The sequence below is a fragment of the Rhizobium beringeri genome (assembly GCF_004306515.1).
GTDB lineage: Bacteria > Pseudomonadota > Alphaproteobacteria > Rhizobiales > Rhizobiaceae > Rhizobium > Rhizobium beringeri.
This window is the reverse complement of the sequence record NZ_SILG01000001.1, coordinates 1,864,002-1,888,273: the sequence shown is the minus strand read 5'-3', so window position 1 is coordinate 1,888,273 and position 24,272 is coordinate 1,864,002. Positions and strand designations below refer to the sequence as shown.

The 24,272-nt window shown below is 61.1% G+C and carries 24 protein-coding genes; 14 read left to right on the top strand and 10 right to left on the bottom strand.

Going from position 1 to position 24,272, the window contains the following annotated elements:
• Positions 1-119 precede the first annotated feature (119 nt).
• Positions 120-515 carry a hypothetical protein gene (locus ELH03_RS09630; RefSeq protein ID WP_130766252.1) on the bottom strand — a complete coding sequence of 132 codons (396 nt, stop codon included), beginning with the start codon at positions 513-515 and terminating at the stop codon, positions 120-122.
• Positions 516-659: 144 nt separating this feature from the next.
• Between ELH03_RS09630 and ELH03_RS09625 the strand changes: the two genes are divergently transcribed.
• Positions 660-962, top strand: a complete 303-nt coding sequence (locus tag ELH03_RS09625) for a hypothetical protein (RefSeq protein ID WP_233942409.1) — start codon at positions 660-662, stop codon at positions 960-962.
• Positions 963-1,105: 143 nt separating this feature from the next.
• Positions 1,106-1,294: a hypothetical protein gene (locus ELH03_RS09620; RefSeq protein ID WP_027684703.1), complete on the top strand. Its 189-nt coding sequence runs from the start codon at positions 1,106-1,108 to the stop codon at positions 1,292-1,294.
• A gap of 19 nt (positions 1,295-1,313) precedes the next feature.
• Here the strand turns inward: ELH03_RS09620 and ELH03_RS09615 are convergent, their stop codons facing one another.
• A complete protein-coding gene (locus tag ELH03_RS09615; RefSeq protein ID WP_128411401.1) occupies positions 1,314-3,686 on the bottom strand; it encodes an alpha-amylase family glycosyl hydrolase in 2,373 nt (790 codons plus the stop codon).
• 260 nt (positions 3,687-3,946) lie between these two features.
• Here ELH03_RS09615 and ELH03_RS09610 point away from each other — a divergent pair, with 260 nt between their 5' ends.
• From ELH03_RS09610 to ELH03_RS09590, 5 genes are all read left to right on the top strand, one after another.
• Entirely contained in the window at positions 3,947-6,070 is a 2,124-nt protein-coding gene (locus ELH03_RS09610) for a calcium-binding protein (RefSeq protein ID WP_130766251.1), read from the top strand.
• Positions 6,071-6,302: 232 nt separating this feature from the next.
• The gene (locus ELH03_RS09605) at positions 6,303-6,608 is read left to right on the top strand and encodes a hypothetical protein (protein ID WP_128405039.1); all 306 of its coding nucleotides are present in this window, start codon (positions 6,303-6,305) and stop codon (positions 6,606-6,608) included.
• A gap of 38 nt (positions 6,609-6,646) precedes the next feature.
• Positions 6,647-7,153, top strand: coding sequence for a winged helix-turn-helix transcriptional regulator (locus tag ELH03_RS09600; protein ID WP_128405040.1), 507 nt, complete (start codon positions 6,647-6,649; stop codon positions 7,151-7,153).
• 64 nt (positions 7,154-7,217) lie between these two features.
• Positions 7,218-8,483 (top strand): beta-ketoacyl-ACP synthase II, encoded by a 1,266-nt coding sequence (gene fabF / locus ELH03_RS09595; protein WP_128405041.1) that lies wholly within the window; start codon positions 7,218-7,220, stop codon positions 8,481-8,483.
• An 82-nt stretch (positions 8,484-8,565) separates the two neighbouring features.
• Positions 8,566-8,994, top strand: coding sequence for a DUF4864 domain-containing protein (locus ELH03_RS09590; RefSeq protein WP_128405042.1), 429 nt, complete (start codon positions 8,566-8,568; stop codon positions 8,992-8,994).
• Positions 8,995-9,013: 19 nt separating this feature from the next.
• On the opposite strand, the gene tgt is transcribed toward ELH03_RS09590, so the two are convergent.
• From tgt to coaD, 5 genes are all read right to left on the bottom strand, one after another.
• Positions 9,014-10,144 carry a tRNA guanosine(34) transglycosylase Tgt gene (gene tgt / locus ELH03_RS09585; RefSeq protein ID WP_130658884.1) on the bottom strand — a complete coding sequence of 377 codons (1,131 nt, stop codon included), beginning with the start codon at positions 10,142-10,144 and terminating at the stop codon, positions 9,014-9,016.
• On the bottom strand, positions 10,145-11,227 hold the full coding sequence (gene queA / locus ELH03_RS09580; RefSeq protein ID WP_128405044.1) for a tRNA preQ1(34) S-adenosylmethionine ribosyltransferase-isomerase QueA: 1,083 nt from the start codon (positions 11,225-11,227) through the stop codon (positions 10,145-10,147).
• Between the two features lie 76 nt (positions 11,228-11,303).
• Positions 11,304-11,813 carry a peptidylprolyl isomerase gene (locus tag ELH03_RS09575; protein WP_003559389.1) on the bottom strand — a complete coding sequence of 170 codons (510 nt, stop codon included), beginning with the start codon at positions 11,811-11,813 and terminating at the stop codon, positions 11,304-11,306.
• Positions 11,814-11,842: 29 nt separating this feature from the next.
• Positions 11,843-12,415: a peptidylprolyl isomerase gene (locus ELH03_RS09570; protein ID WP_128405045.1), complete on the bottom strand. Its 573-nt coding sequence runs from the start codon at positions 12,413-12,415 to the stop codon at positions 11,843-11,845.
• A gap of 42 nt (positions 12,416-12,457) precedes the next feature.
• Positions 12,458-12,952 carry a pantetheine-phosphate adenylyltransferase gene (gene coaD, locus ELH03_RS09565; protein WP_130766250.1) on the bottom strand — a complete coding sequence of 165 codons (495 nt, stop codon included), beginning with the start codon at positions 12,950-12,952 and terminating at the stop codon, positions 12,458-12,460.
• 136 nt (positions 12,953-13,088) lie between these two features.
• Between coaD and ELH03_RS38630 the strand changes: the two genes are divergently transcribed.
• From ELH03_RS38630 to ELH03_RS38485, 3 genes are all read left to right on the top strand, one after another.
• Positions 13,089-13,364, top strand: coding sequence for a hypothetical protein (locus tag ELH03_RS38630; RefSeq protein ID WP_128411398.1), 276 nt, complete (start codon positions 13,089-13,091; stop codon positions 13,362-13,364).
• A gap of 142 nt (positions 13,365-13,506) precedes the next feature.
• Complete coding sequence (locus ELH03_RS37355; protein WP_003539654.1) at positions 13,507-13,662, top strand: hypothetical protein; 156 nt, start codon at positions 13,507-13,509, stop codon at positions 13,660-13,662.
• Between the two features lie 36 nt (positions 13,663-13,698).
• Positions 13,699-13,833 carry a hypothetical protein gene (locus tag ELH03_RS38485; protein ID WP_018445350.1) on the top strand — a complete coding sequence of 45 codons (135 nt, stop codon included), beginning with the start codon at positions 13,699-13,701 and terminating at the stop codon, positions 13,831-13,833.
• A 182-nt stretch (positions 13,834-14,015) separates the two neighbouring features.
• On the opposite strand, the gene gyrA is transcribed toward ELH03_RS38485, so the two are convergent.
• Positions 14,016-16,853 (bottom strand): DNA gyrase subunit A, encoded by a 2,838-nt coding sequence (gyrA, locus tag ELH03_RS09555; protein WP_128405046.1) that lies wholly within the window; start codon positions 16,851-16,853, stop codon positions 14,016-14,018.
• Positions 16,854-17,089: 236 nt separating this feature from the next.
• On the opposite strand from gyrA, the gene ELH03_RS09550 reads away from it, so the two are divergent.
• Positions 17,090-17,737 carry a MarC family protein gene (locus tag ELH03_RS09550; protein WP_018242015.1) on the top strand — a complete coding sequence of 216 codons (648 nt, stop codon included), beginning with the start codon at positions 17,090-17,092 and terminating at the stop codon, positions 17,735-17,737.
• A gap of 98 nt (positions 17,738-17,835) precedes the next feature.
• Here the strand turns inward: ELH03_RS09550 and ELH03_RS09545 are convergent, their stop codons facing one another.
• Positions 17,836-18,348 (bottom strand): single-stranded DNA-binding protein, encoded by a 513-nt coding sequence (locus ELH03_RS09545; RefSeq protein ID WP_128411397.1) that lies wholly within the window; start codon positions 18,346-18,348, stop codon positions 17,836-17,838.
• 284 nt (positions 18,349-18,632) lie between these two features.
• Between ELH03_RS09545 and uvrA the strand changes: the two genes are divergently transcribed.
• The 3 genes from uvrA to ELH03_RS09530 are packed head-to-tail and all read left to right on the top strand — an operon-like array spanning position 18,633 to position 22,843.
• Positions 18,633-21,554, top strand: a complete 2,922-nt coding sequence (gene uvrA, locus ELH03_RS09540) for an excinuclease ABC subunit UvrA (protein WP_027684718.1) — start codon at positions 18,633-18,635, stop codon at positions 21,552-21,554.
• A complete protein-coding gene (locus ELH03_RS09535) occupies positions 21,551-22,012 on the top strand; it encodes a GNAT family N-acetyltransferase (RefSeq protein WP_128411396.1) in 462 nt (153 codons plus the stop codon). The genes uvrA and ELH03_RS09535 overlap by 4 nt, the downstream gene beginning before the upstream one ends.
• Positions 22,013-22,036: 24 nt before the next feature.
• Entirely contained in the window at positions 22,037-22,843 is an 807-nt protein-coding gene (locus ELH03_RS09530) for a DUF72 domain-containing protein (protein WP_128411395.1), read from the top strand.
• Positions 22,844-22,951: 108 nt separating this feature from the next.
• On the opposite strand, the gene ELH03_RS09525 is transcribed toward ELH03_RS09530, so the two are convergent.
• Positions 22,952-23,971 carry a DUF808 domain-containing protein gene (locus ELH03_RS09525; RefSeq protein ID WP_128411394.1) on the bottom strand — a complete coding sequence of 340 codons (1,020 nt, stop codon included), beginning with the start codon at positions 23,969-23,971 and terminating at the stop codon, positions 22,952-22,954.
• Positions 23,972-24,272 lie beyond the last annotated feature (301 nt).

Below are 24,272 nucleotides of genomic sequence, written 5' to 3'. Positions count from 1 at the left end.
CACACCTGATGTTTTCAGCTGTTTCTCAGTTTTGACATCAATCTGTCATGTAAGAAGAAGGCTGCCCGCCGGAACCGGGGCAGCCTTCTTCTGCATTTGGAATTGAGATCGCGGTGAAATCAGTGCCGTGGCGCGTTGGCGGGAATGGACGACACCGTTGCCGAGACCGGGTCGCTTGCAGGAAAACTGTCCTCGAGGCCCTCGTTGACCTCCTCCTCCAGCGTTTGCCTGTCGCCGGTCGAACGCGCACTCGGCTGACCGATCAAACCCTTGCTGCCTTCGTCGAAATTGCCGTTGCTCAAGGCATCGTACCGATTGATGCTGCCATCTGCTTCACGGTCGGCAAAAGAGGTCAGCTGAACCATCATGACCTTGGCGTGATCGACCGCCGTCGTATCGTCGAGCTCGCCGTGAGAGTTATCAATTTTGACGGAAATCGATTCCCCTCCCTCGCCTAAAAATTCTACGGTGAAAATGTCGCCTGCCTGTGTCACTCGCGTATCGATCAACTGCATGGAAACCTCCTGTGGTCATGCATCTCAACGGCAAGCAAGCTCCGGAGTTCCATTTCAAAGCAAGCGATCGGCCCTCGGGACATGGGCCAGCTCGGAACAAAAAGCGGCTATGCGAGTTCACACGCAGTTCAACAGGTCGCCTCCATGCCGAAATTGCCGCTGTCGCCTTCCGAGAAACGCTCGTTCTCCAATATTCCCGCAGACCAGAAACTCGCATTGATATCGAACTATTCGGAGACGCTGCGCAAGCTCGCCAGATCGACCGAAGCGGTCGGACGGGCCGACATGCTCCCCAAGCTGATCCAGGTGGCGGACGGACTGGACAGTATGGCAACCGCGATTGCCGAGACAGAGGCCGGAGCCGAGGTGATGGCGCGCGCAGCGCGGCTGATCCGGGCGACCGAGGGGATGCTGGCGTCGATGTCCTCGTCATCAGTCGTCCACTAATGTCACCCTTGCGAGAATGACGGGATCAATGCGGCGATACACTTGCCCTTAAGCTTTATGGTTAATTTATTAATAATTCGGGGTTTATAAACGGAACCAGACGGCCTTTTCGAGTGTTGATGGTGCGCCGTGGAGGAACCCTAATGATCCTGAAAATTCTTGCCCCCAAGATCGACGCCGATTGCCATGACACCGGCACTTGGCCCGATGGGATTTTCGCCGAAAACCGCATCGACCTTTCCGCTCGCAGCGACGGGCGCCGTCGCTCGCCGCATGAGCGCGACTACGGCAATGACAGGAAAGTCGAAAATCTGCCGCTCGGCTTCGTCTGACCGTTCCGGGCGTGGCGCGTCACAGCCTGCGAAAGACCAGAACGCCTGATGCCGGCAGCACGGCATCGAGCGCCCCTGCTTTGGCTCTAATTCTTCCGCCGCCGTTGCCGACGTTCCAGCCGCCATATTTGTGAGCATCGGTATTGAAGATCTCCTCCCAGAGATCATCCCCCAGACGTTCGCTATGCAGCCGGTAGCCGTGTTCGAAGGGAGCGTCGTTCAGCGACCCCACGACAAGGAAATCCTCGCCGTCATCCCATCGATGAAAGGCAATCACCCGATTTTCGTCGTGAACCAAGGGGATGGCGATATTGCGCGAGCGAATGGCATCCTGATGGATGCTGAGCGCGATCAGATCGCGATAACAACTGACCATCCCTGCGCCGCTGCCTTCCGCTTCACCGAGAATATTCTCCCGGTTTTCGAGGAAATCATTGTAGCGATAGGGCTTCTGGGCGCCGATTTCCTCGCCCATGAAAAACATCGGCGTCCCCGGCGACAGCAGTGTCATCGCCGCTGCGAACCTCGATCTCGCCTCCGCCCACGCCCGGGTCTCGCCGACAACAGGCGCGAAATTGACCGCGATAACCGCGGTTCGTGCCGATCCTTCACGATTGCCGCAATCGTCATGCGACTGGTTGTAGACCACCTTGGATCGCGCGCTCGTCTGCAACGCGCCGGCAAGAGACGACATGGTCAGCGCCCGCTTGTCTCCGAAACCGGCATTCTTCAACAGCTGCGCCTGTGCGCCGCCGTGATATTCGACGAGGTTGTGATGAAAATCGCCGAACCAGGTCGCATCGAAGCCGAGCCCGTCACCGGTCAGGCTTGGCTCCGTCATCGCCGACCAGTCCGAATAGTCCTCGGCCGTCAGGAAAAGCTGCGGCTTGATCAGCCGCATCGTGCGGGTCCATTGCTTCAGGAATTTGGCGCCAAAAGCGGCAGCCCGATCGGCGCGCCGGCCGTCGGCATGCAGGACCGGATATTGATGGATCGAACTTGTCTGATCGAGCCGGAAACCATCGATATGGCAGACGGAGACGAGAAATGCAGCGCTCGAGATGAAAAGCTGTCGCACGGCTTCCTCATGGAAGCGAGGCGCCCATCCCGTCGAAATGTTGTCGATGTAGCCGCCCCTGGGATCGGCATAGTCCTCGGGACGTCCCTCGTACCAATAGTAGATATTGCGGGTGTGATCGTTGGAATCATAGGCCCATTGCGCCCGCTCGCCATCCGGATCGAAATGGTTGTAACAGACATCAAGGATGACGGCGATGCCGCGCTGGTGGCAGACCTTGACGAACATCTTCAACCGGTCGGTGCCGCCGGCCCCCTGGTCGGCAGCAAAGAAATGCGAGGTGCCGTAGCCCCAGTTGGCCCGGGTCTCGAATTCCGCAATCGGCAGCAATTCCACTGCGTTGACGCCGAGTGCCGAAAGATGCTCGACAAAAGCGATGGCATCATCAAGCGTCCCGGGCGCGGGCTTGCCGAAACCGAGTGCGCCGACATGCAGTTCATAGATCACCAGATCCTCGAGCCGATCAGGAAGCTTTCGGCCGCCAACGAATTCGTCGGCCCAGAACGCCTCGGCCGCAAGCTCCTGCCCGGACGGGAGCACCACCCGCTTGGGGTCGCAGACGACAGAACAGCTTTGCGGTCCGTCCAATGCCGCCGGCGATCCGTGATAGATCGCTCCATCGGGATCGAAGTCTCCCGCGCCGATCTGCATGAGGGACCAGATATCGGTGCGGTAGGCGAGCGATCCATCATCCCTGGTGACGCGGTACATATAGGGCGTGCCGACCATGCTGTCGAAGTCGGAAAGGCCGTGGTCCTCGCCGGTTTCAACGCTCCAGAGGCCATCAACGGTCCTGCGCATCCTGATGGTTGCGACCGTTCCGGTCCCGTCATCGGCGATATAGCCAATGGCGGGATCGGCGAGCACGAGCGCGACGTCCCTGGCATTCGGCGCCCAGACCGAAAAGCGAATGCCGTCTGCACTGTTGCGCCTTTCAACCCGGTTCGCCCCCAGACGGCCGATCCATGTCAGATAATAGGTCTGCGGCGCCATCCCCTGCTGGAGATCGAAGGAGCGTTCGCGACGCGTCGAAGCCTCGTCGTCCATTTCGGTGGCGATCGCCCAAAGGCTTGAAGCGCCGGGTCGATCCAGTTCGATCCCCCAGCGAAAATGCGTGCCGATCTCGTCATCGGGAAAGGGAACCCTGACGACAAAGACATCATAGCCATCCTCGTCACGAGAGCGTTGCATTGGAACAGATGTCCACTCGTTCGAGGGGCGGCCCTGTTCGTCCCAACTGCCGCGGAGACGGACATTGTCGAACGCCATTAATGGCAAGCCGCTGCGAAACCGGAATTGAACATTAACGGTCATCGGATCCTCCAAAACCATGTCGGATTTCGCCAGACTCTGCCTATGGGCCGTCCCACTCGGGCATGATCAGCCGGTCGGACGAGAAAATGCAAGCGCAGATTTTATAATAAATACAATCCGAAACGGGCCACATTCGGAACAATATATCATGGATAACGAGTCATCGCCGCACGATCCTCCTCGTGTATTAAATCGAATTGGCATCAGAAATAGGGATAAGTTCCCATCGCCGATTCCCTCTTAAACTGGGAGAAAAACTTATGGCTCAAGCCGTTAGCATAAACGATATTATTCGTTCCTTTGGAATTGACACGCATATCGACTACACCGACGGAAAATATTCCAACGTCGGAGAAGTTGTTAAAGCACTCGACTATCTTGGCCTTGATACGGTTCGCGATCACGCCCCTAACTCCGCCTCCGATCCCAACGGCCAAACGCATCTCGGCGATGCCGCCGAAGCCGGCGTGCAATTCGTCTTCAGCGCCCAGCGGGAAGTCGACCCCGCCACCGTCGCCCAGCGGCTGCATGATTTCGTGCAGGCCCATCCCGGATCGGTCGTCGGCATTGAAGGCCCGAACGAAGTCAATAACTGGCCGGTCAGCTATCACGGCCTGAGTGGCCAGGCCGCAGCGGTCGCCTATCAGAAGGACCTGTCTGCCGCCGTCAACGCCGACCCCTTGTTGAAAAACATCCCGGTTCTCGGCTTTACCGGATATACGGTCGCTTCCGCCTCCGACTACACGACGATCCACACCTATGCGAAGGATGGCGACCAGCCATATTCATGGCTTTCCCGAGAATCCGGCGTTCAACGCGCTGCCGATCCGGGCAAGCCGCTGGCGATCACCGAGACCGGTTACCACACCTCGCTGACCGCCGACACCAATGGCGGCTGGGAAGGCGTCAGCGAAGCGACGCAGGCAAAGTTCCTGCTCAATACGCTGATGGATGGCGCCGCACTCGGGTCGAAACAGACGTTCATCTACGAGCTGCTGGACGCCTATTCCGATCCGCAGGGCACCAATCAGGAAAAGCATTTCGGCCTTTTTCATCTCGACTATTCCGCCAAGCCGGCTGCGACGGCGATCCACAATCTGACCGAAATCCTTGCGGACGACGGCGCTGCGAGGGCGAGCTTCAGCACGGGGACCCTCAATTATTTAATCGACGGCCTGCCGTCCTCGGCCCGTAGCCTGCTGACGGAAAAATCGGACGGAAGCTACCAGATCACCATCTGGAATGAGCCCGATATCTGGAACCAGTCCACCGACACGGCCATTCAGGCTGCGAACACAGCCGTCAAGGTCAATCTCGGCGCCGACTTCGGCTCCGTGAAGGTCTTCGATCCCCTGACCGGGACGACGGCGATCAAGAGCCTCAGCAACGTCTCGTCGCTGACGGTGGATGTCGTCGACCATCCGCTGATCATTGACATCGAAGGCCGCAGTGCCAGCACGCCGCCGGCCACCGGCCATATCTATGGCGGCACGGGCAACGACATATTCACCGTGAGCAACCCCGCTCAAATCGTCGACGAAAGCCGGGGCGGCGGAACCGATACCGTCATGTCGTCGATCAGCTTCAGCCTCAAGGATACGGCGCATACGATCGGAAACGTCGAGAATCTGACGTTGACCGGCACCGCCAATCTGAACGGCACCGGAAATGGCCTGGCGAATGTCCTCGTCGGCAATTCCGGCAACAATATCCTCGATGGAAGCACCGGCGCCGACCACATGTCGGGGCGCGCCGGCAACGATACTTATGTGGTCGACAATGCCGGCGATTTTGCCGATGAGACAGGCGGATCCGGCAAGGACACCGTCAAGGCTTCGACTTCCTTCAGCCTGGCCGATCTGAAGCGCACGGCCGGAACGATCGAGAACCTTGCCTTGACCGGAACGGCCAATCTTAGCGCGACGGGCAACAACACGTCCAACGTTCTCACCGGCAACGACGGCAGCAACAGTCTCAATGGCGGCAAGGGCGCCGACCAGATGAGCGGCGGGCTCGGCAACGACAAGCTGATCGGCAAAGCCGGCGCGGACATTCTGACCGGAGGCGGAGGGGCCGATTCCTTCGTTTTCGACGTTAAGCCCGACAATGTGAGCATCGACAAGATCCGGGATTTCTCCTCGGCGGCCGGCGACAAGCTGCTGCTCGACCATTCGATTTTCGCCGCACTCAGCCTATCCGGATTTTCGGATGAGAATTTCGTTGTCGGAACGAAAGCGCTCGAAGCTGACGATAGACTGATCTACGACCAGGCCAGCGGCATTCTTTCCTTTGATGCGGATGGAAGTGCCGCGGGTGCGGCAATCCATGTCGCCGATCTCGACAATTCTCCGGCGCTTCACTTCAAGGATTTCGTGCTGATCTGACCCGGCCAGGCCCGTCGCTATTCGACGGCGGGCGGCCGCACCACGTGCGTTTCTAAAGCGCGTCGCGATCTTTCAGATTCGCTCCTTGCGCTTTAACTCTTTGTTTTTACGCATGTCGTTGCCGCAAAACCGCTGCACACTTTTGCGCGACATACTTTAGTCTCCTCTTGCCGGCATGAAATTCCCGGCCACATTCTCCGTTGACGCCACTCGTGCCGCAACGGAGAAGCCTTTGCCCTGGATCGCCTATATCGCCCATTTCATCGCCGCGGCATTTCTGACCAACGGCGTCCCACATTTCGTCAACGGCGTCAGCGGCAGGCCGTTCCGCATCCCATTCGCGCAAGGGGCAAAGCTTGGCTCGCCGACAGCCAATGCCGTCTGGGGCTGGGCGAACTTCCTCATCGCCTTCCTGCTCTTTGCCAATGTCGGGCCGCTCTATATCGGCACGCCGGGCGATACGATCTTCGTGGCGGCCGGCATGCTCGTCACCGGCATTCTGCTCGCCCGCATTTTCGAGGGCGACGCCAGAATGTAACTTGCATAATGATAGTCACTGCTATAGTGACATTAGCCATGCAGCGGACGAGCTTCAGCGACTTCAAATGCCCGGCGGCGCGCGCGCTCGACAGCGTCGGCGACTGGTGGAGCATGCTGATCCTGCGCGACGCCTTCCAGGGGCTTGCGCGCTTCGACGAATTCCAGAAAAGCCTCGGCGTGGCGCCGAACATCCTGACGCGGCGGCTCAAACATCTGACGGAAAAGGGGCTGTTCGAACGGCGGCTCTACCATCAGCGCCCTGCCCGCTACGAATATCTGCTGACGGAAAAGGGCCGTGATTTCTTTCCTGTTCTGATGACGCTGTTTTCCTGGGGAAGCCGGCACATCCCCGAAGAGGACCTCGCCTTTCTCTTGGGCGATGCGGCTTCCGGCAGAGAGCGCGAGACGCTGCTGGTCGATGCGCGCACCGGCGAACAAGTGACACCCGAAAACACCAGCCTGCTTGCAGGCCCCGCCGCCGATGATGAGGTGCACGAGCGGATCGCCCGCATGCGCGCCTGGTATCTCGGCATCGACGCCTAATGCAAAAAGTTACAGCGTCCTTTGCGCGTCTGAAAAACGCGCGGCGCTGTCGGAGGAAAATACAATGGATCGCATCGTTGTCACCGGCATGGGACTTGTCTCGCCACTCGGCACCGGCGTCGAGCCCGCCTGGAAGCGTCTTCTCGACGGCGGTTCCGGGCTGAGGGTGCTGGCGGAGGATATCGTCGGCGAACTCTCGGCCAAGGTCGGCGGTATCGTTCCCGACATCGCTGGGGATGCAGAGGCTGGTTTCGATCCAGACCGTTACATCACGCCCAAGGACCAGAAGAAGATGGACCGCTTCATCCACTTCGCCATGGCGGCGACGGAGCAAGCGGTGAAGCAGGCCGGCTGGATGCCGACCGACGAAGGCGAGCGCGAGCGCACGGCAACGATCATCGCGTCGGGCGTCGGCGGCTTTCCGGCGATCGCCGAAGCGGTGCGGATCGGCGAAACCCGTGGCGTGCGGCGACTGTCGCCTTTCACCGTGCCATCCTTCCTCGTCAACCTTGCCGCCGGGCAGGTCAGCATCCGCTACGGCTTCAAGGGGCCGCTGGGTGCTCCGGTGACGGCCTGTGCGGCCAGCGTCCAGGCGATCGGTGATGCGGCGCGGCTGATCCGCTCCGGCGAAGCGGATGTGGCGATCTGCGGCGGTGCCGAGGCCTGCATCGACAAGGTGAGTCTCGGCGGCTTTGCTGCCGCGCGTGCGCTTTCCACCGGTTTCAACGAGACGCCGGAGCTGGCGTCGCGCCCCTTCGACACGGCGCGCGACGGTTTCGTCATGGGCGAAGGCGCCGGCATCCTGGTCATCGAAACACTGGAGCATGCGCTTGCCCGTGGCGCCACACCGCTCGCCGAACTCGTCGGCTACGGCACGGCGGCGGACGCCTACCACATGACCTCAGGCCCCGAAGACGGCGACGGCGCGCGCCGCGCGATGGAGACGGCACTCAAGCAGGCGAAGATCCCGGCTTCGGAGGTCAGGCATCTGAACGCGCATGCGACCTCGACACCGGTCGGTGACAGGGGCGAGATCGCGGCGATCGGCACGGTCTTCGGCCGCGACGGCGGCATTGCCGTCAGCGCGACAAAATCGGCGACCGGCCACCTGCTTGGCGCCGCCGGCGGGCTGGAAGCGATCTTCACCATCCTTGCGCTGCGCGACCAAATCGCGCCGCCGACCCGCAACCTGGAGCATGCGGATCCGGCCGCCGACGGCATCGATATCGTCGGCAAGACAGCGCGGCCGCTGGTGACGGACTATGCGATTACCAACGGTTTTGGCTTCGGCGGGGTGAATGCCAGCGCTCTCTTCCGGCGCTGGTCGTAAAGTCCGCTTTTCTTGCGCCAGAAATCGCCTACACTTCTGCCTGTCGGGGGATCGTTTCCCTGACAGAGCCGGAGATCAATCCATGCGCGCCTTCTTCGCAGTTCTCATCCTGTGTGCCGCATCCGCCCTCTCCCCCGTATCGGCCCGCGCCGAAGATCCGATCGACACGACGCGGACGATGATCGAGGAACAGATCAAGGCCTTCCTCAAGGACGATGCCGAGACCGCCTATTCCTTCGCCGCCCCCGGCATCAAGGCGATGTATCCCGACAAGAACCTGTTCTTCGCCATGGTGAAGAAGAGCTACGAGCCGGTCTATCATCCCGGCAACTACGCATTCGGGCGCAGCCGCTCGATCGACGACGGCGCGCTGATCTATCACGAGGTGCTGATCTCAGGCCGCGATGGCAAGGACTGGACGGCGATCTACCAGATCATCCGCCAGCCGGACGGCAGCTACAGGATCAACGGCGTGCAGATCGTGCCCAATACCGACAGCAAGGGCATCTGATCAGACTTGACTGATTGGATTAAACGGGTTCGAGATCACCCCTCGCCCATTCCTCCTGCGTTTCCGCCATGAAATCGGCGAAGCGGCTTTCGGCGATCGCTTTGCGGATGCCCTGCATCAGTTCCTGGTAATAAGCGAGATTGTGCCAGGAGAGCAGCATGCCGCCGAGCGCTTCGTTGGAGCGGACGAGATGGTGCAGATAGGCGCGGGAATAGTCGCGCGAGGCAGGGCAGTTCGACTGTTCGTCGAGCGGGCGCATATCCTCGGCATGACGGGCATTACGGATATTGACCTTGCCGCGGCGGGTAAAAGCCAGGCCATGGCGACCGGAACGGGTCGGCATGACGCAGTCGAACATGTCGATGCCGCGAGCGACCGATTTCAGAATATCGTCAGGCGTGCCGACGCCCATGAGGTAACGTGGCTTTTCTGTCGGAAGTACCGGCAGCGTCGTTTCCAGCATCTGCAGCATAACGTCCTGCGGCTCGCCGACGGCAAGGCCGCCGATCGCATATCCCTTGAGGTCGAGCTGGCTCAACGCCTCGGCCGAGCGGATGCGCAGCGCCGGGATATCGCCGCCCTGGACGATTCCGAACATCGCCTTGCCGGGCTGCTCGCCGAAGGCGACCCTGCAGCGCTCGGCCCAGCGCAGCGACATTTCCATGGCGCGCTCGATCTCCTTCGGCTCGGCCGGCAATGCCACGCATTCGTCGAGCTGCATCTGGATATCGGAGCCGAGCAACCCCTGAATTTCTATGGAGCGCTCTGGCGACATGTGATGCAGGCTACCGTCGACATGCGACTTGAAGGTGACGCCCTGTTCGTCGAGCTTGCGCAGGCCGGACAGCGACATGACCTGGAAACCGCCCGAGTCCGTCAGGATCGGATGCTCCCAACGGATCAGCTTATGCAGGCCGCCGAGCCGGGCGACACGCTCGGCCGTCGGGCGCAGCATCAGGTGATAGGTATTGCCGAGAATGATGTCGGCGCCGGTCTCGCGCACCTGGTCGAGATACATGGCCTTAACAGTGCCGACGGTGCCGACCGGCATGAAGGCCGGCGTGCGGATCTCGCCGCGCGGCATGGAAATCTGGCCGAGGCGGGCGCCGGCATCGGTTTTGTCAAGCGTGAATTGGAAGGTCTCGGTCATCTAGTCTTTCCGGAAGAGAAGGCTGGCATCGCCATAGGAATAGAAGCGGTAGCCCGTCTGGATGGCGTGGTCATAGGCGGCGCGCATGGTATCGAGGCCCGAAAAGGCAGAGACCAGCATGAAGAGCGTCGAGCGCGGCAGGTGGAAATTGGTCATCAGCATGTCGACGGCCTTGAAGCGGTAACCCGGCGTGATGAAGATGCCGGTGGCGCCACTCCAGGCGCGGATTTCGCCACTCTCTTCCGCCGCACTTTCAATGAGACGCAGCGAGGTCGTGCCGACGCAGACGATGCGCCCGCCGTCTGCTTTGACGGCGTTCAGCCGTGCAGCCGTCGCAGCGCTGACGGTGCCGCTTTCGAGATGCATCCGGTGATCGGCGGTATCGTCGGCCTTGACGGGCAGGAAGGTGCCGGCGCCGACATGCAGCGTGACGAAATGGCGTTCGATGCCGGCCCTATCGAGCGCCTCGAATAAATTAGGCGTGAAGTGCAGGCCGGCAGTGGGTGCGGCAACGGCGCCCTCCTCGCGGGCATAGATCGTCTGGTAATCGGCGCGGTCGCGCTCGTCCTCGGGGCGCTTGGCGGCGATATAAGGCGGCAGTGGGATATGGCCGACGGCGGCGATCGCCTCGTCAAGCGCGGGGCCTGAGAGATCGAACAGCAGCGTCACCTCGCCGGCCTCGCCCTTCTCCTCGACGGTGGCATCGAGCGAGCCGAGAAAGCAGCTTTCGCCGGAATGGCCGAAGGAGATTCGGTCGCCCTGTTTGATGCGCTTGCCCGGCTTGGCGAAGGCCTTCCAACGATTGGGGCCGATGCGCATGTGCAGCGTTGCGGACACCTGCTGGCCACCGGCGCCGTCGCGATGGCGGATACCCTCGAGCTGGGCGGGAATGACCTTGGTGTCGTTGAAGACCAGCGCATCGCCAGCCCGCAGGAAGGACGTGAGATCGCCGACGCGATAATCAGACAGGTGGCTTTCCACATTCGGATCGACGACGAGCAGGCGCGCGCTGTCGCGCGGCTCGGCGGGCCTCAACGCAATGCGTTCATCGGGCAGATCGAAATCGAAAAGGTCTACGCGCATCAGGGCACTTTCAGGCAAAGCGAAACCCGCCCCCGCGCGGATGACACGCAAGGGCGGGTTTCAGCAGAAATCACAATCAGACGTCGGCGGCAACCCGCATGGAGACGATCGAATCCGGATCGGAAACCGGCTCGCCGCGCTTGATCTTATCGACGTTATCCATGCCTTCGATGACCTGGCCCCAGACGGAATACTGCTTGTTCAGCCAAGGCGCGTCGGTGAAGCAGATGAAGAACTGCGAATTGGCCGAGTTCGGGTTCTGCGAACGGGCCATCGAGCAAGTGCCGCGGGTATGCGTGGTCGCGGAGAATTCGGCCTTCAGATCCGGCTTCGAAGAGCCGCCCATGCCGGCGCGGCCGGGATTGAAGGTTTCCGAGCCCTTCTTGCCGAATTCGACGTCGCCCGTCTGGGCCATGAAATCCTGGATGACGCGGTGGAAGACGACGCCGTCATAGGCCTTCTCGCGGGCGAGTTCCTTGATGCGGGCGACATGCTCCGGGGCAACCTGCGGCAAGAGCTGAATGACAACCTTGCCCTTGGTGGTTTCCAGAATGACGGTGTTTTCGGGATCCTTGATCTCGGCCATTATCTTCTCCTCTAGTTTTCTCTCTTAACTTACTTCTTGCCCAGGGTGACCTTGATCATCCGGTCGGGGCTTTTGACTTCGCCGTTCTGGCCTTCGCCGCGCTTGATCTTGTCGACGTTCTCCATGCCGGAGACGACCTTGCCAACGACGGTGTACTGGCCGTTCAGGAAGGAGCCGTCGGCGAACATGATGAAGAACTGCGAATTGGCGGAATTCGGATCCTGCGAACGAGCCATGCCGACCGTGCCGCGCACGAACGGGGTCTTGGAGAATTCGGCCGGAATATCGGGCAGGTCGGAAGAGCCGGTGCCGGCGAGGCTCGCATCGAAGCCCTTTTCCATGTTGCCGTATTTGACGTCGCCGGTCTGAGCCATGAAGCCGTCAATGACGCGGTGGAAGGCGACGTTGTCGTATTCGCCCTTCTTTGCCAGCGCCTCGATCTGGGCGACATGCTTCGGCGCCACCTCAGGCATGAGCTGGACGACGACAGGGCCGTTCTTCAGCTGGATGGTGAGATAGTGATCGGCCGACTGGGCGAAGGCATCCCCGGCGAAGGAGGCGAGATATAACACGCCGGCAAATGCGAGATAGAAGAGTTTCATATGAGCTCCATTGCGGCGGGTTCCGCCTGGTCTTTGCGCTGGTTAGTCTTTGCGCTTGGATGTGAGGGCTTGCAAAACGGCGGCCGGCACGAAAGCGCTGACATCGCCGCCCATGGCGGCGATCTGGCGGACCAATGTGGCGGTAATGGGCCGCGAGGCCGTGCCCGCCGGCAAAAAGATCGTCTGGAGATCGGGCGCCATCGTCCGGTTCATGCCGGCCATCTGCATTTCGTAATCGAGATCGGTGCCGTCGCGAAGACCGCGGATCAACAGCGTGGCGCCATGGGTGCGGGCGGCATCGACGACCAGATTGTCGAAGGCGACGACCGTGATATCGCCGGTCTTGCCGGGCAGCGCTTGCGCCAGAGAACGGCGGATCAGCTCGGCTCTCTCTTCGAAGGAGAAGAGCGACGCCTTGCCGGGATGGATGCCGATCGCGACGATCACCTTTTCGGCGACGTTCAGCGCCTGGACCAGAACATCCACATGCCCGTTGGTGATCGGGTCGAAGGACCCCGGATAGAAAGCTGTCGTCATGTGGCCCGACCGTTGGTTTGACGCCTTTTGTCACGGATGACGCCTTGCCGCAAGTGATTTGGCCGGGTCCGGCTAGAGCGCCGCGCGTCTTTTCAGACACGTAAAGGACGTTGTGCGTCGGGCGGTTAAACGGTGGATGAATGGCCCGTTCAAGACCGTTTCAGACAGGATCTGCTTAACTCCGATCATCAAAGCAGCCGATGCCATTCCGGCATCAGGCGCTCCCCGAAAGACCAGGTCCATGCTGATCGTGCTCGTTGCACTTGCCGTCGTTTTCTCCCTCGCCGCCGAGATGGCTTATGGCTATTTCGCCGATCGTTACGAGATGAGCTGGGTGCGGTCGGAGCTTGCCGAACATGCGGCGATCGTGCGCGCCCAAGGCCGGCTGCGCGAAAACGGACTTCGAATCTGAACGCCAGATGAACGAGACATTCAAGGAGGCTTCAGATCGCCATTGGTAAACACCCCTCAACATCCGGCGGAACCATTTTCAAACGGATGCGTTCATTCAACCGACCCCATAGATGCGATTAGCGCGGCAGGAAGGACTAAAGATGCCCGGTAAGATTACGATGATTAACGTGCTCTGGATGGTAATGGTCACGGGCATGCTGACCGCAACTGTCGCTCTCTATGATCAGAAGGTCGATACGTCCAAGGTTTATGGTCCCTATGCTTCGGCCCGGACGGCCGTGCTGGGCCAGTACTGAGGGGCGAGAACACAACTCCCCAGGAAAGGAATGCCTATGTTCACGATCTTGACAGTGCTCACCGCCCTCATCAGCGTCATGTTCATCGTGTCTGTGGCCTCGACGATTTCAGCGCTTCGGCGCGAAGGCGAAGAGGTGAAGGCGCTGAACGAAAAACATAGAGCGTTCTGACGTTCCCTTCTCTCCTCTTCCCACCCTTGAGCGGCACCCTTCCGTCGCCAGGGCCATTCAAAGCCGGATGCACCCAGCGTCCGGCTTTTTTCTTTGGGCGTGATCTCAAACCATCCTCGGACTTGAGAAGAAAGGGCGGTCTGAAAAGAAAAGGGCGGCTCGAAGCCGCCCTGTTCATTTGATCATTCCTCGGCTGGCCCGACCGGATCGCCATCGGCAATCGGGCCTTCGTCGCCGCCACCTTCGTCGGCAGCACCTTCCTCGATAGCAGCAGTGCCTTCGGCGACCTCGACAGTCTCTTCCGTCTCGTCCTCCTCCGGCTCGCTGATGCGCTCGACCGAGACGACCTTCTCATCCTTGGCCGTCGAGAAGATGGTGACGCCCTTGGTGGCGCGGCTGGCGATGCGGATGCCGCCGACCGGCACACGGATCAGCTGGCCGCCATCGGAGACCAGCATGATCTGGTCACCGTCATCGACGGGGAAGGCCGCGACCAGTTCGCCGATCTCGCCTGTTTTCGACGTGTCGGTGGCGCGGATACCCTTGCCGCCGCGGCCGGAGATGCGGAAGTCGTAGGAGGACGAACGCTTGCCGAAGCCCTTCTCGGAGACGGTCAGCACGAACTGCTCGAGCTGCTTCAGCTCTTCGTAACGCTCGTCACTCAGCTGTCCCTCCTCGGTGACCTCCTCGCCAACCAGCGCGATCTCCTCGGCCTCGCCCGTTGTCAGGCGCCTGTCGTTGGCGGCGCGCTTCAGATAGGCGGCGCGCTCCCAAGGTTCGGCGTTGACATGGCGCACGATGGTCATCGAGATGATCCGGTCGCCGCCGGCAAGCGTGATGCCGCGCACGCCGATCGAGTTGCGTCCGGCAAAGACCCGGACGTCGTCGACGGAGAAGCGGATGCACTGGCCGAGCGCCGTCGTGAGCAGCACGTCGTCATCTTCGGTGCAGGTCTCGACGGAGAGGATTTCGTCGCCCTCCTCCTCAAGCTTCATGGCGATCTTGCCGTTGCGGTTGACCTGGACGAAGTCCGACAGCTTGTTGCGGCGAACCGTGCCGCGCGTCGTCGAAAACATGACGTCGAGATTGTCCCAGCTCGTCTCGTCCTCGGGCAAGGGCAGGATGGTGGTGATGCGCTCGCCGGGTGCGAGCGGCAGCATATTGATCAGCGCCTTGCCGCGCGAGGTCGGCGTGCCGATCGGCAGGCGCCAGACCTTCTCCTTGTAGACGATGCCGCGCGAGGAGAAGAACAGAACCGGCGTATGGGTATTGACCACGAATAGCCGGCTAACAAAATCCTCATCGCGGGTGGTCATGCCGGAGCGACCTTTGCCACCACGGCGCTGGGCGCGATAAGTGGTGAGCGGCACGCGCTTGATATAACCGAGATGCGAGACGGTGACGACCATGTCCTCGCGGGCGATCAGATCCTCGTCGTCCATTTCGAGGCCGCCATCGACGATCTCGGTGCGGCGCGGCGTGCCGAACTCGTCCCGGACGGCGAGAAGTTCGTCCTTGACGATGGTCTGGATGCGGACGCGCGAGGAGAGAATATCGAGGTAATCCTTGATTTCCTCGCCGATCTTGTTGAGTTCGTCGCCGATTTCGTCGCGGCCAAGGGCCGTCAGGCGGGCGAGGCGCAGTTCGAGGATGGCGCGCGCCTGCTCTTCCGACAGATTGTAGGTCAGGTCGTCATTGATGCGATGGCGCGGATCGTCAATCAGACGGATCAGGCTTTCGACATCTGCCGCCGGCCAGCGGCGGGTCATCAGCTCTTCGCGGGCCGACTGCGGATCGGGCGCCTGGCGGATGACGCGGATGACCTCGTCGATATTGGCGACGGCAATGGCGAGACCGACCAACACATGGGCGCGATCACGCGCCTTGCGAAGCAGGAATTTCGTTCTCCGGCTAACGACTTCTTCGCGGAACGAGACGAAAGCGCGAAGCATGTCGAGCAGGGTCAGCTGTTCGGGCTTGCCGCCGTTCAGCGCCACCATGTTGCAGCCGAAGGACGTCTGCAGCGGCGTATAACGATAAAGCTGATTGAGAATGACTTCGGCATTGGCATCGCGCTTCAGCTCGACGACGACGCGATAACCCTGGCGGTCGGATTCGTCGCGCAGGTCGGAGATGCCCTCGATGCGCTTGTCGCGCACCAGCTCGGCCATCTTCTCGATCATCGTCGCCTTGTTCACCTGATAGGGAATCTCGGTGATGATGATCTGCTCGCGGTCACCGCGCATCGGCTCGATGGCGGCGACGCCGCGCATGATGACGGAGCCGCGGCCGGTCTCATAAGCCGAGCGGATACCGGCACGGCCGAGGATCTTCGCACCCGTCGGGAAATCGGGGCCGGGAATGATCTGGATCAGTTCCGGCAGCTCGATTGCCGGATCGTCGATCAGCGCGATGCAGCCGTCGATGACTTCGGAGAGATTGTGCGGCGGGATGTTGGTCGCCATGCCGACGGCGATGCCGCCGGCGCCGTTGACGAGCAGGTTCGGGAATTTGGCGGGTACCACGACCGGCTCGGAGAGCGTGCCGTCGTAGTTGTCGCGGAAATCGACGGTTTCCTTGTCGAGATCGTCGAGTAGCGAGTGGGCAGCCTTTTCGAGGCGGCATTCGGTATAACGTTCGGCCGCCGGCGGATCACCATCGACCGAACCGAAATTGCCCTGACCGTCGATCAGCGGCAGCCGCAGCGACCAGGGCTGCGCCATGCGGGCGAGCGCATCATAGATCGCGGAATTGCCGTGCGGATGGAATTTACCCATCACGTCACCGGTGACGCGGGCGCATTTGACGTATTTCTTGTTCCAGTCGATGCCGAGCTCGGACATGCCGTAGAGGATGCGCCGGTGCACGGGCTTGAGGCCGTCGCGCACGTCGGGCAGCGCGCGGCTGACGATGACGCTCATGGCGTAATCGAGATACGACCGCTGCATTTCCTCCATGATGGAGATGGGCTCGATGCCTGGCGGGAGCTTCCCGCCGCCGGGGGGTGTTTGCTCAGTCAAAACAGATCACGATCTCTTCTAGAATCACTTGAAGATTTATAGCGGAAAGCCTGTTCCCGCGCCAATTTCACAGCGCGTTTTGAACAGGCTTTTGCGGCTTAAAGACGGTAAAACATACAAGTTACGCGGCCGGACCGGACAAATCCGCCGCAGGCCGCCGCGGGATATTTGCCAAATCGGAATCCCCGCTTCACAATCATAAAAACCACGCACTCATATGGGGTTCCGGAGAGCCGATGGCAAGCGCCGACCAATTGATCAACGCCTTCACGACGCTTCTCGTCACCATCGATCCGCCGGGGCTCGCACCGATCTTTCTGGGGCTGACGACAGGCATGAGCCGCAGTGAGCGCACGCAGGTGGCGCTGCGTGGCTCGACCATCGCCTTCATCATCCTCGCCGTCTTCGCGCTGTTCGGCGCCGGCGTGCTCAGCGTGCTCGGGATTTCGATCGGCGCCTTCCGCATCGCCGGCGGACTGCTGCTATTCTGGATCGCCTTCGAGATGGTGTTCGAGAAGCGCCAGGATCGCAAGGAGAAGGCCACCGAGGTGGCGATCACCAAGGATCATATCGAGAATATCGCCGTCTTTCCCCTCGCCTTGCCGCTGATTGCCGGCCCCGGCGCGATCTCGGCGACGATCCTGCTTGCCGGCACGCTGGCGACATCTGTGGGAAAGGCGCAGCTGATCGGCGTCCTTGCCGCCAATCTGTTGCTGACCTTCCTCATGCTGCTCGTCGCCGAACGGCTGGACCGTTTCCTCGGCGTCACCGGCCGGGCGATCCTGACACGCCTTCTCGGCGTCATCCTCGCCGCCCTTGCCGCACAATTCGTCGTCGACGGCGCGAAATCGGCGCTCAATCTCATCAGCGCGACGCCGCACTGAAATGGCGGCATCTGCCGCGAAATCAAAGAAAAAGAGCATGACGCCATCCAAGGCATCATGCTCTCTCACCTCTTTCACAAAGCCAGCAAAGACTATCGTCAGAACGGGATATCGTCGTCGAGATCCCGCGAGAAGTTACCGCCGCCGCCGCCACCGCCGCGGCTCGGCGATGAGGAGGGAGCCGGGGCGCCGTAGTCGTCGCCATAATCGTTGCCGCCAGCGGCACTGCCACGGCCGCCGCTCGCGCCGCCGCCTTCACCGCGGCCGTCGAGCATCGTCAGCGTCGAACCAAAACCCTGCAGCACCACTTCGGTGCTGTAACGATCCTGGCCCTGCTGGTCCTGCCACTTGCGGGTCTGCAGCTGGCCTTCGATATAGAGCTTGGCGCCCTTCTTCACATATTGCTCGACGACCTTGCAGAGGCCCTCGTTGAAGACGACGACAGTGTGCCATTCGGTCTTCTCACGGCGCTCGCCGGAATTGCGATCGCGCCACGTCTCCGAGGTCGCGATGCGAAGATTGGCGATCGGCCGGCCATCCTGAGTGCGGCGGATTTCGGGGTCTGCACCGACGTTTCCAACCAGAATTACCTTATTCACGCTACCAGCCATACTTCTCACCCTGCCTGCCGCCCTGCCCGGCGGCGTTTAATCGATCGGCGCACCTTAAACCATCACGGACCGCCGATGCGCATGGGCGGCATTTAATCCACATATTTATCCCATCAGAAAGCCGCATGCATTCATCAGGAATTTTGTTCTTTATTTGTTCTAGTTTATCCGTATGATCCTGTCAACAGAATCGAAAACCTTGAGCCCTTGCGGATATTCAGCCTCGACTCGCCCGTCGGCATCACTAAATAAGGGCTGTCATCCAGAAAACCAAAGCAGAGACGATGAGCGAACTGAAGACGATCTCCATCCGCGGCGCGCGCGAGCATAATCTCAAGAGCATCGATCTCGATCTGCCGCGTAACAAGCTGATCGTCATGACCGGGCTGTCGGGTTCCGGCAAATCCTCGCTCGCTTTCGACACGATCTATGCCGAGGGCCAGCGGCGTTATGTCGAGAGCCTGTCGGCCTATGCCCGCCAGTTCCTCGAAATGATGCAGAAGCCCGATGTCGACCAGATCGACGGGCTGTCGCCGGCGATCTCGATCGAGCAGAAGACCACCTCGCGCAACCCGCGCTCGACGGTCGGCACCGTGACCGAGATCTATGACTATATGCGCCTGCTCTTTGCCCGCGTCGGCGTTCCCTATTCGCCGGCGACCGGCCTGCCGATCGAGAGCCAGACCGTCAGCCAGATGGTCGACCGCATCCTCGATTTCGGCGAGGGCACCCGTCTTTATATTCTCGCGCCGCTCGTGCGCGGGCGCAAGGGCGAATACAAGAAGGAACTGGCGGAGCTGATGAAGAAAGGCTTCCAGCGCGTCAAGGTCGACGGCCAGTTCTACGAGATCGCCGAGGCGCCGGTGCTCGACAAGAAATACAAGCACGACATCGACGTGGTGGTCGACCGCATCGTCGTGCGCTCGGATGTCTCGGCGCGGTTGGCGGACAGCTTGGAGACCTGCCTGAAGCTCGCCGACGGGCTGGCGGTCGCCGAATTCGCCGACAAGCCACTGCCACCGGAAGAGACCTCGGCCGGCGGCTCGGCCAACAAGTCGCTGAACGAGACGCATGAGCGCGTGCTGTTTTCGGAGAAATTCGCCTGCCCGGTCTCTGGCTTCACCATTCCCGAGATCGAACCCAGGCTGTTCTCCTTCAACAACCCGTTCGGCGCCTGCCCGACCTGCGATGGCCTCGGCGCCCAGCAGAAGATCGATCCGGATCTCATCGTGCCCGAGCCGGAGCGGACGCTGCGCGACGGGGCGATCGCGCCCTGGGCCAAGTCGACCTCACCCTATTACAATCAGACGCTGGAAGCGCTCGGCAAACATTACGGCTTCAAGCTCGGCACCCGCTGGAACGATCTGTCCGACGAGGCCAAGGACGTGATCCTCAACGGCACCAACGACAAGATCGAGTTCCACTACGCCGACGGCGCCCGTTCCTACACGACCCAGAAGAATTTCGAGGGCATCATCACCAATCTCGAGCGGCGCTGGAAAGAGACCGATTCCGCCTGGGCGCGCGAAGACATCGAGCGCTTCATGTCGGCGGCCCCCTGCCCGGCCTGCAACGGCTTCCGCCTGAAGCCAGAGGCGCTAGCGGTGAAGATCGACACGCTGCATATCGGCGAAGTGACTGGTATGTCGATCCGCGTCGCCCGCGACTGGTTCGAGACACTGCCGGCAAGCTTCAATGCCAAGCAGAACGAGATCGCCGTGCGCATCCTCAAGGAAATCCGCGACCGGTTGCGCTTCCTCAACGATGTCGGCCTGGAATATCTCAGCCTGTCGCGCAATTCCGGCACGCTGTCGGGCGGCGAGAGCCAGCGCATCCGGCTCGCCTCGCAGATCGGCTCAGGACTGACGGGTGTGCTTTACGTGCTCGATGAACCGTCGATTGGCCTGCATCAGCGCGACAATGCCCGGCTGCTCGACACGCTGAAGCACCTGCGCGACATCGGCAACACCGTCATTGTCGTCGAACATGACGAGGATGCGATCCTGTCGGCCGACGACGTCGTCGATATCGGCCCGGCGGCCGGCATTCACGGCGGTGAGGTCATCGCCCATGGTACGCCGCAGGATATCATGGACAGTCCGAACTCGCTGACCGGCAAATATCTCTCCGGCGAACTCGGCGTTCCGGTTCCCGACGAACGCCGCAAGCCGAAGAAGGGCCGCGAGATCAAGGTGGTCGGCGCGCGCGGCAACAATCTGAAGAACGTCACGGCGTCGATCCCGCTCGGGGTGTTCACGGCGGTGACCGGCGTTTCCGGCGGCGGCAAATCCACCTTCCTGATCGAGACGCTTTATAAATCGGCAGCACGGCGCGTCATGGGCGCGCGTGAAAACCCGGCCGATCATGATCGCATCGACGGCTTCGAGCATATCGACAAGGTGATCGACATCGACCAATCGCCGATCGGCCGCACGCCGCGCTCGAACCCGGCGACCTATACCGGCGCCTTCACGCCGATCCGCGACTGGTTCGCCGGCCTGCCGGAGGCGAAGGCACGCGGCTATCAGCCGGGCCGTTTCTCCTTCAACGTCAAGGGCGGGCGCTGCGAAGCCTGCCAGGGCGATGGTGTCATCAAGATCGAGATGCACTTCCTGCCCGATGTCTACGTCACCTGCGACGTCTGCCACGGCAAGCGCTATAACAGAGAGACGCTCGACGTCACCTTCAAGCAGAAATCGATCGCCGAGGTGCTCGACATGACGGTGGAGGAAGGCGTCGATTTCTTCGCGGCGGTGCCTGCCGTGCGCGACAAGCTGCAATCGCTGAAGGATGTCGGTCTCGGTTATATCAAGGTCGGCCAGCAGGCGAATACGCTCTCGGGTGGCGAGGCGCAGCGCGTCAAGCTTGCCAAGGAGCTATCAAAACGCTCGACGGGGCGCACGCTCTACATTCTCGATGAACCGACGACCGGCCTGCATTTCCACGACGTCGCCAAGCTGCTTGAAATGCTGCACGAACTGGTCAACCAGGGTAACTCGGTGGTGGTGATCGAGCACAATCTCGAAGTCATCAAGACGGCCGACTGGGTGCTCGATTTCGGCCCCGAAGGCGGCGACGGCGGCGGTGAGATCGTCGCAACCGGTACGCCCGAAGCGATCGTCAAGGAGAAGCGGTCCTATACCGGACACTTCCTGAAGGAATTGCTGGAGCGACGGCCGGTGAAGAAGGCGGTTGCGGCGGAATGACGATGAGGCCAGCGTCGCCCGATGATCTGGAAACGATCGCGACGCTGACGTCAGCCGCCTATCGGCCCTATACCGAGCTGTTCGGCGCTCCGCCGATCCCGGTGACGGAGGATTACGCGCCGCGGATCGAACGCGGCGAGGTCTGGCTGCGCGAGATCGGCGAGCAAACGGCCGGCCTGGTGGTCGTCGAGCAGCATGCCGATCACCTCATGCTGTTCAACATCGCGGTCTCGCCGGCCTTTCAGGGTGCCGGGCATGGGCTGGCGATGCAGCGCTGGCTGGAGGGCAAGGCGCGGGAATGGGCCGTGCCGGAGATCCAGCTCTACACCAATGCGCGGATGGAGCGGAACATCGCGCTCTACAGCGCCTTCGGGTTTCAGGAAACGGGTCGCCGGCCGAACCCTTATCGGCCAGGATGGACGCTCGTCGATATGACGAAAGAGATCAATGCGGCCTGAGCGGCTGCGAATGGGGAGGACGACATGACGAAATCCGGCACTATCCGCACCGGCATCGGCGGCTGGACCTTCGAGCCCTGGCGCGGGCATTTCTTTCCCGAGAGCCTCAAACAGAAGGACGAGCTGAATTATGCCAGCCGCCAGCTGAAGGTTATCGAGGTCAACGGCACCTATTACAGCACGCAGAAGCCCGCGGTCTTCGCCAAATGGGCGGCTGACGTGCCTGACGGTTTCATCTTTTCGCTGAAGGCGACACGTTTCGTCACCAATCGGCGGGTGCTTGCCGAAGCCGGTGAATCGATGGAGCGGTTTCTGTCATCGGGCATCAGCGAACTCGGCGATCATCTCGGGCCGCTGCTCTGGCAGTTCGCGCCGACCAAGAGGTTCGATGCAGACGATTTCGAAGCCTTCCTGAAGCTGCTGCCGGCAAAACACGACGGGCTGACGCTGCGCCACGTGGTTGAGGTACGGCATGATTCCTTCAAGGTGCCGGAGTTCGTGGCGCTGCTGGCGAAATATGGCGTGGCGCCTGTTTGCGCCGAACATTTCGAATATCCGATGATCGCCGACGTGACGGCCGATTTCGTCTATGCGCGGCTGCAGAAGGGCTCGGACGATATACCGACCTGCTATCCGGAAAAGGACCTGAAGGCCTGGGCAGACCGACTGGAGACCTGGGCCGAGGGCAAAGTTCCTGGTGACCTGCCGCTGATCGATGGAGATCGCAAAGTGAAGGCTGAGCCGCGCGACGTCTTCGCCTTCATGATCCATGAGGGCAAGGTCAATGCGCCGCATGGGGCGATCGCCCTGCAGCAGGCGCTAGCGAAATAGGCGAGGCTGAATAGTCACATAGGGATCGTGACATTGTGGGTATCACATCGTCGGTCACGTGTTCCATGAGGCTGGATATGACGCCTTGCTCGTCGATGGACGAGGGCTTTATTTTTTCCCATCCGCCAGCGCCTCTTTCCGCCGCCGCGGCAGGAGCGATTTGAGGTACCGCCATATCGGCGAGACGGCGTAGCCTGTGACCGGAATTGCGATCAAGCCGACGACGATACCGACGATGCCCGCGCCTGCGGCCTCGACGATCCAGCGCAGCACTGATGCCAGAACGGGAACTGCATGCGCCGTCGCCTCGCCGGCATCATGAATCAGATGCGCAAGGCCGCTGATGCCATAGGCTTCGAGGCCATGAACGATGATGCCGCCGCCGACCCAGATCATGGCCGCCGTTCCGACGATGCCGAGCACTTTCAGAAAATAAGGCATGCCTGTGACGAGCCCCTTCCCGATCGAACGCAAGAAGGCGCCCATCGGAGATGCCGTCCGCACACGCGCCAGCATTAGACCCAGATCATCGGCCTTCACGATAAGCGCCACGCCGCCATAGACCATGATCGTGATCCCCAGTCCAACGACGGCAAGGATGAGGGCCTGCGTGAACATGCTGTCTGACGGCACCGCGGCGAGCGTAATCGCCATGATTTCGGCCGACAGGATGAAATCCGTCTTGATTGCGCCGGCAACCTTCTCGTCTTCTAGCGATTTGGCATCGAGGCTTGTCGTCTCGAGTGCCGATTCATGGGCATGGGCTGCATGCGGCATCACCAGTTCGTAGACTTTTTCCACACCCTCGTAGCAGAGATAAAGCCCGCCGATCATCAGCAGCGGCGTGATCGACTGCGGTGCGACAAGGCTCAGGATCAGTGCTGCCGGAAGCAGGATCAGAAGCTTGTTCTTCAGCGAGCCGAGCGTGATCTTGCCGATGATCGGCAATTCGCGTGCTGCCGAAAATCCGGTGACGTAGCGCGGCGTGACTGCCGCATCATCAATGACGACGCCAGCCGCTTTCGCGCCTGCCTTGGCAGCCTGGCCGGCAATATCGTCGAGCGACGCCGCAGCCACCTTGGCCAATGCCGCGATATCATCAAGAAGGGCGATCAGGCCAATACTCATTCGAGCCTCCGTCGAGAAGACAGACTTACGCAGTAAAAAACGGAAAGCCCGTCAACGAGAGGTGGAATCCTCCGCCCGGACGATGCCACGCAAGGAGCGCGACGACAATGGCCGTTATTCAGCCGGCATCGGGCTCAACCCGCCCTCGTCCAACGGAGGACGGACCCGCTCGTACCCGTTTCTGCGAAACCCGCGACAGAACACTCTGGCCGCATTTACAATTGTAAAACAACCCAACCTGAGCCACGGCCACATAGCGGGTGACGATGCGGATTGCGTCTGCGTTCGAGGTGCAGGAGGC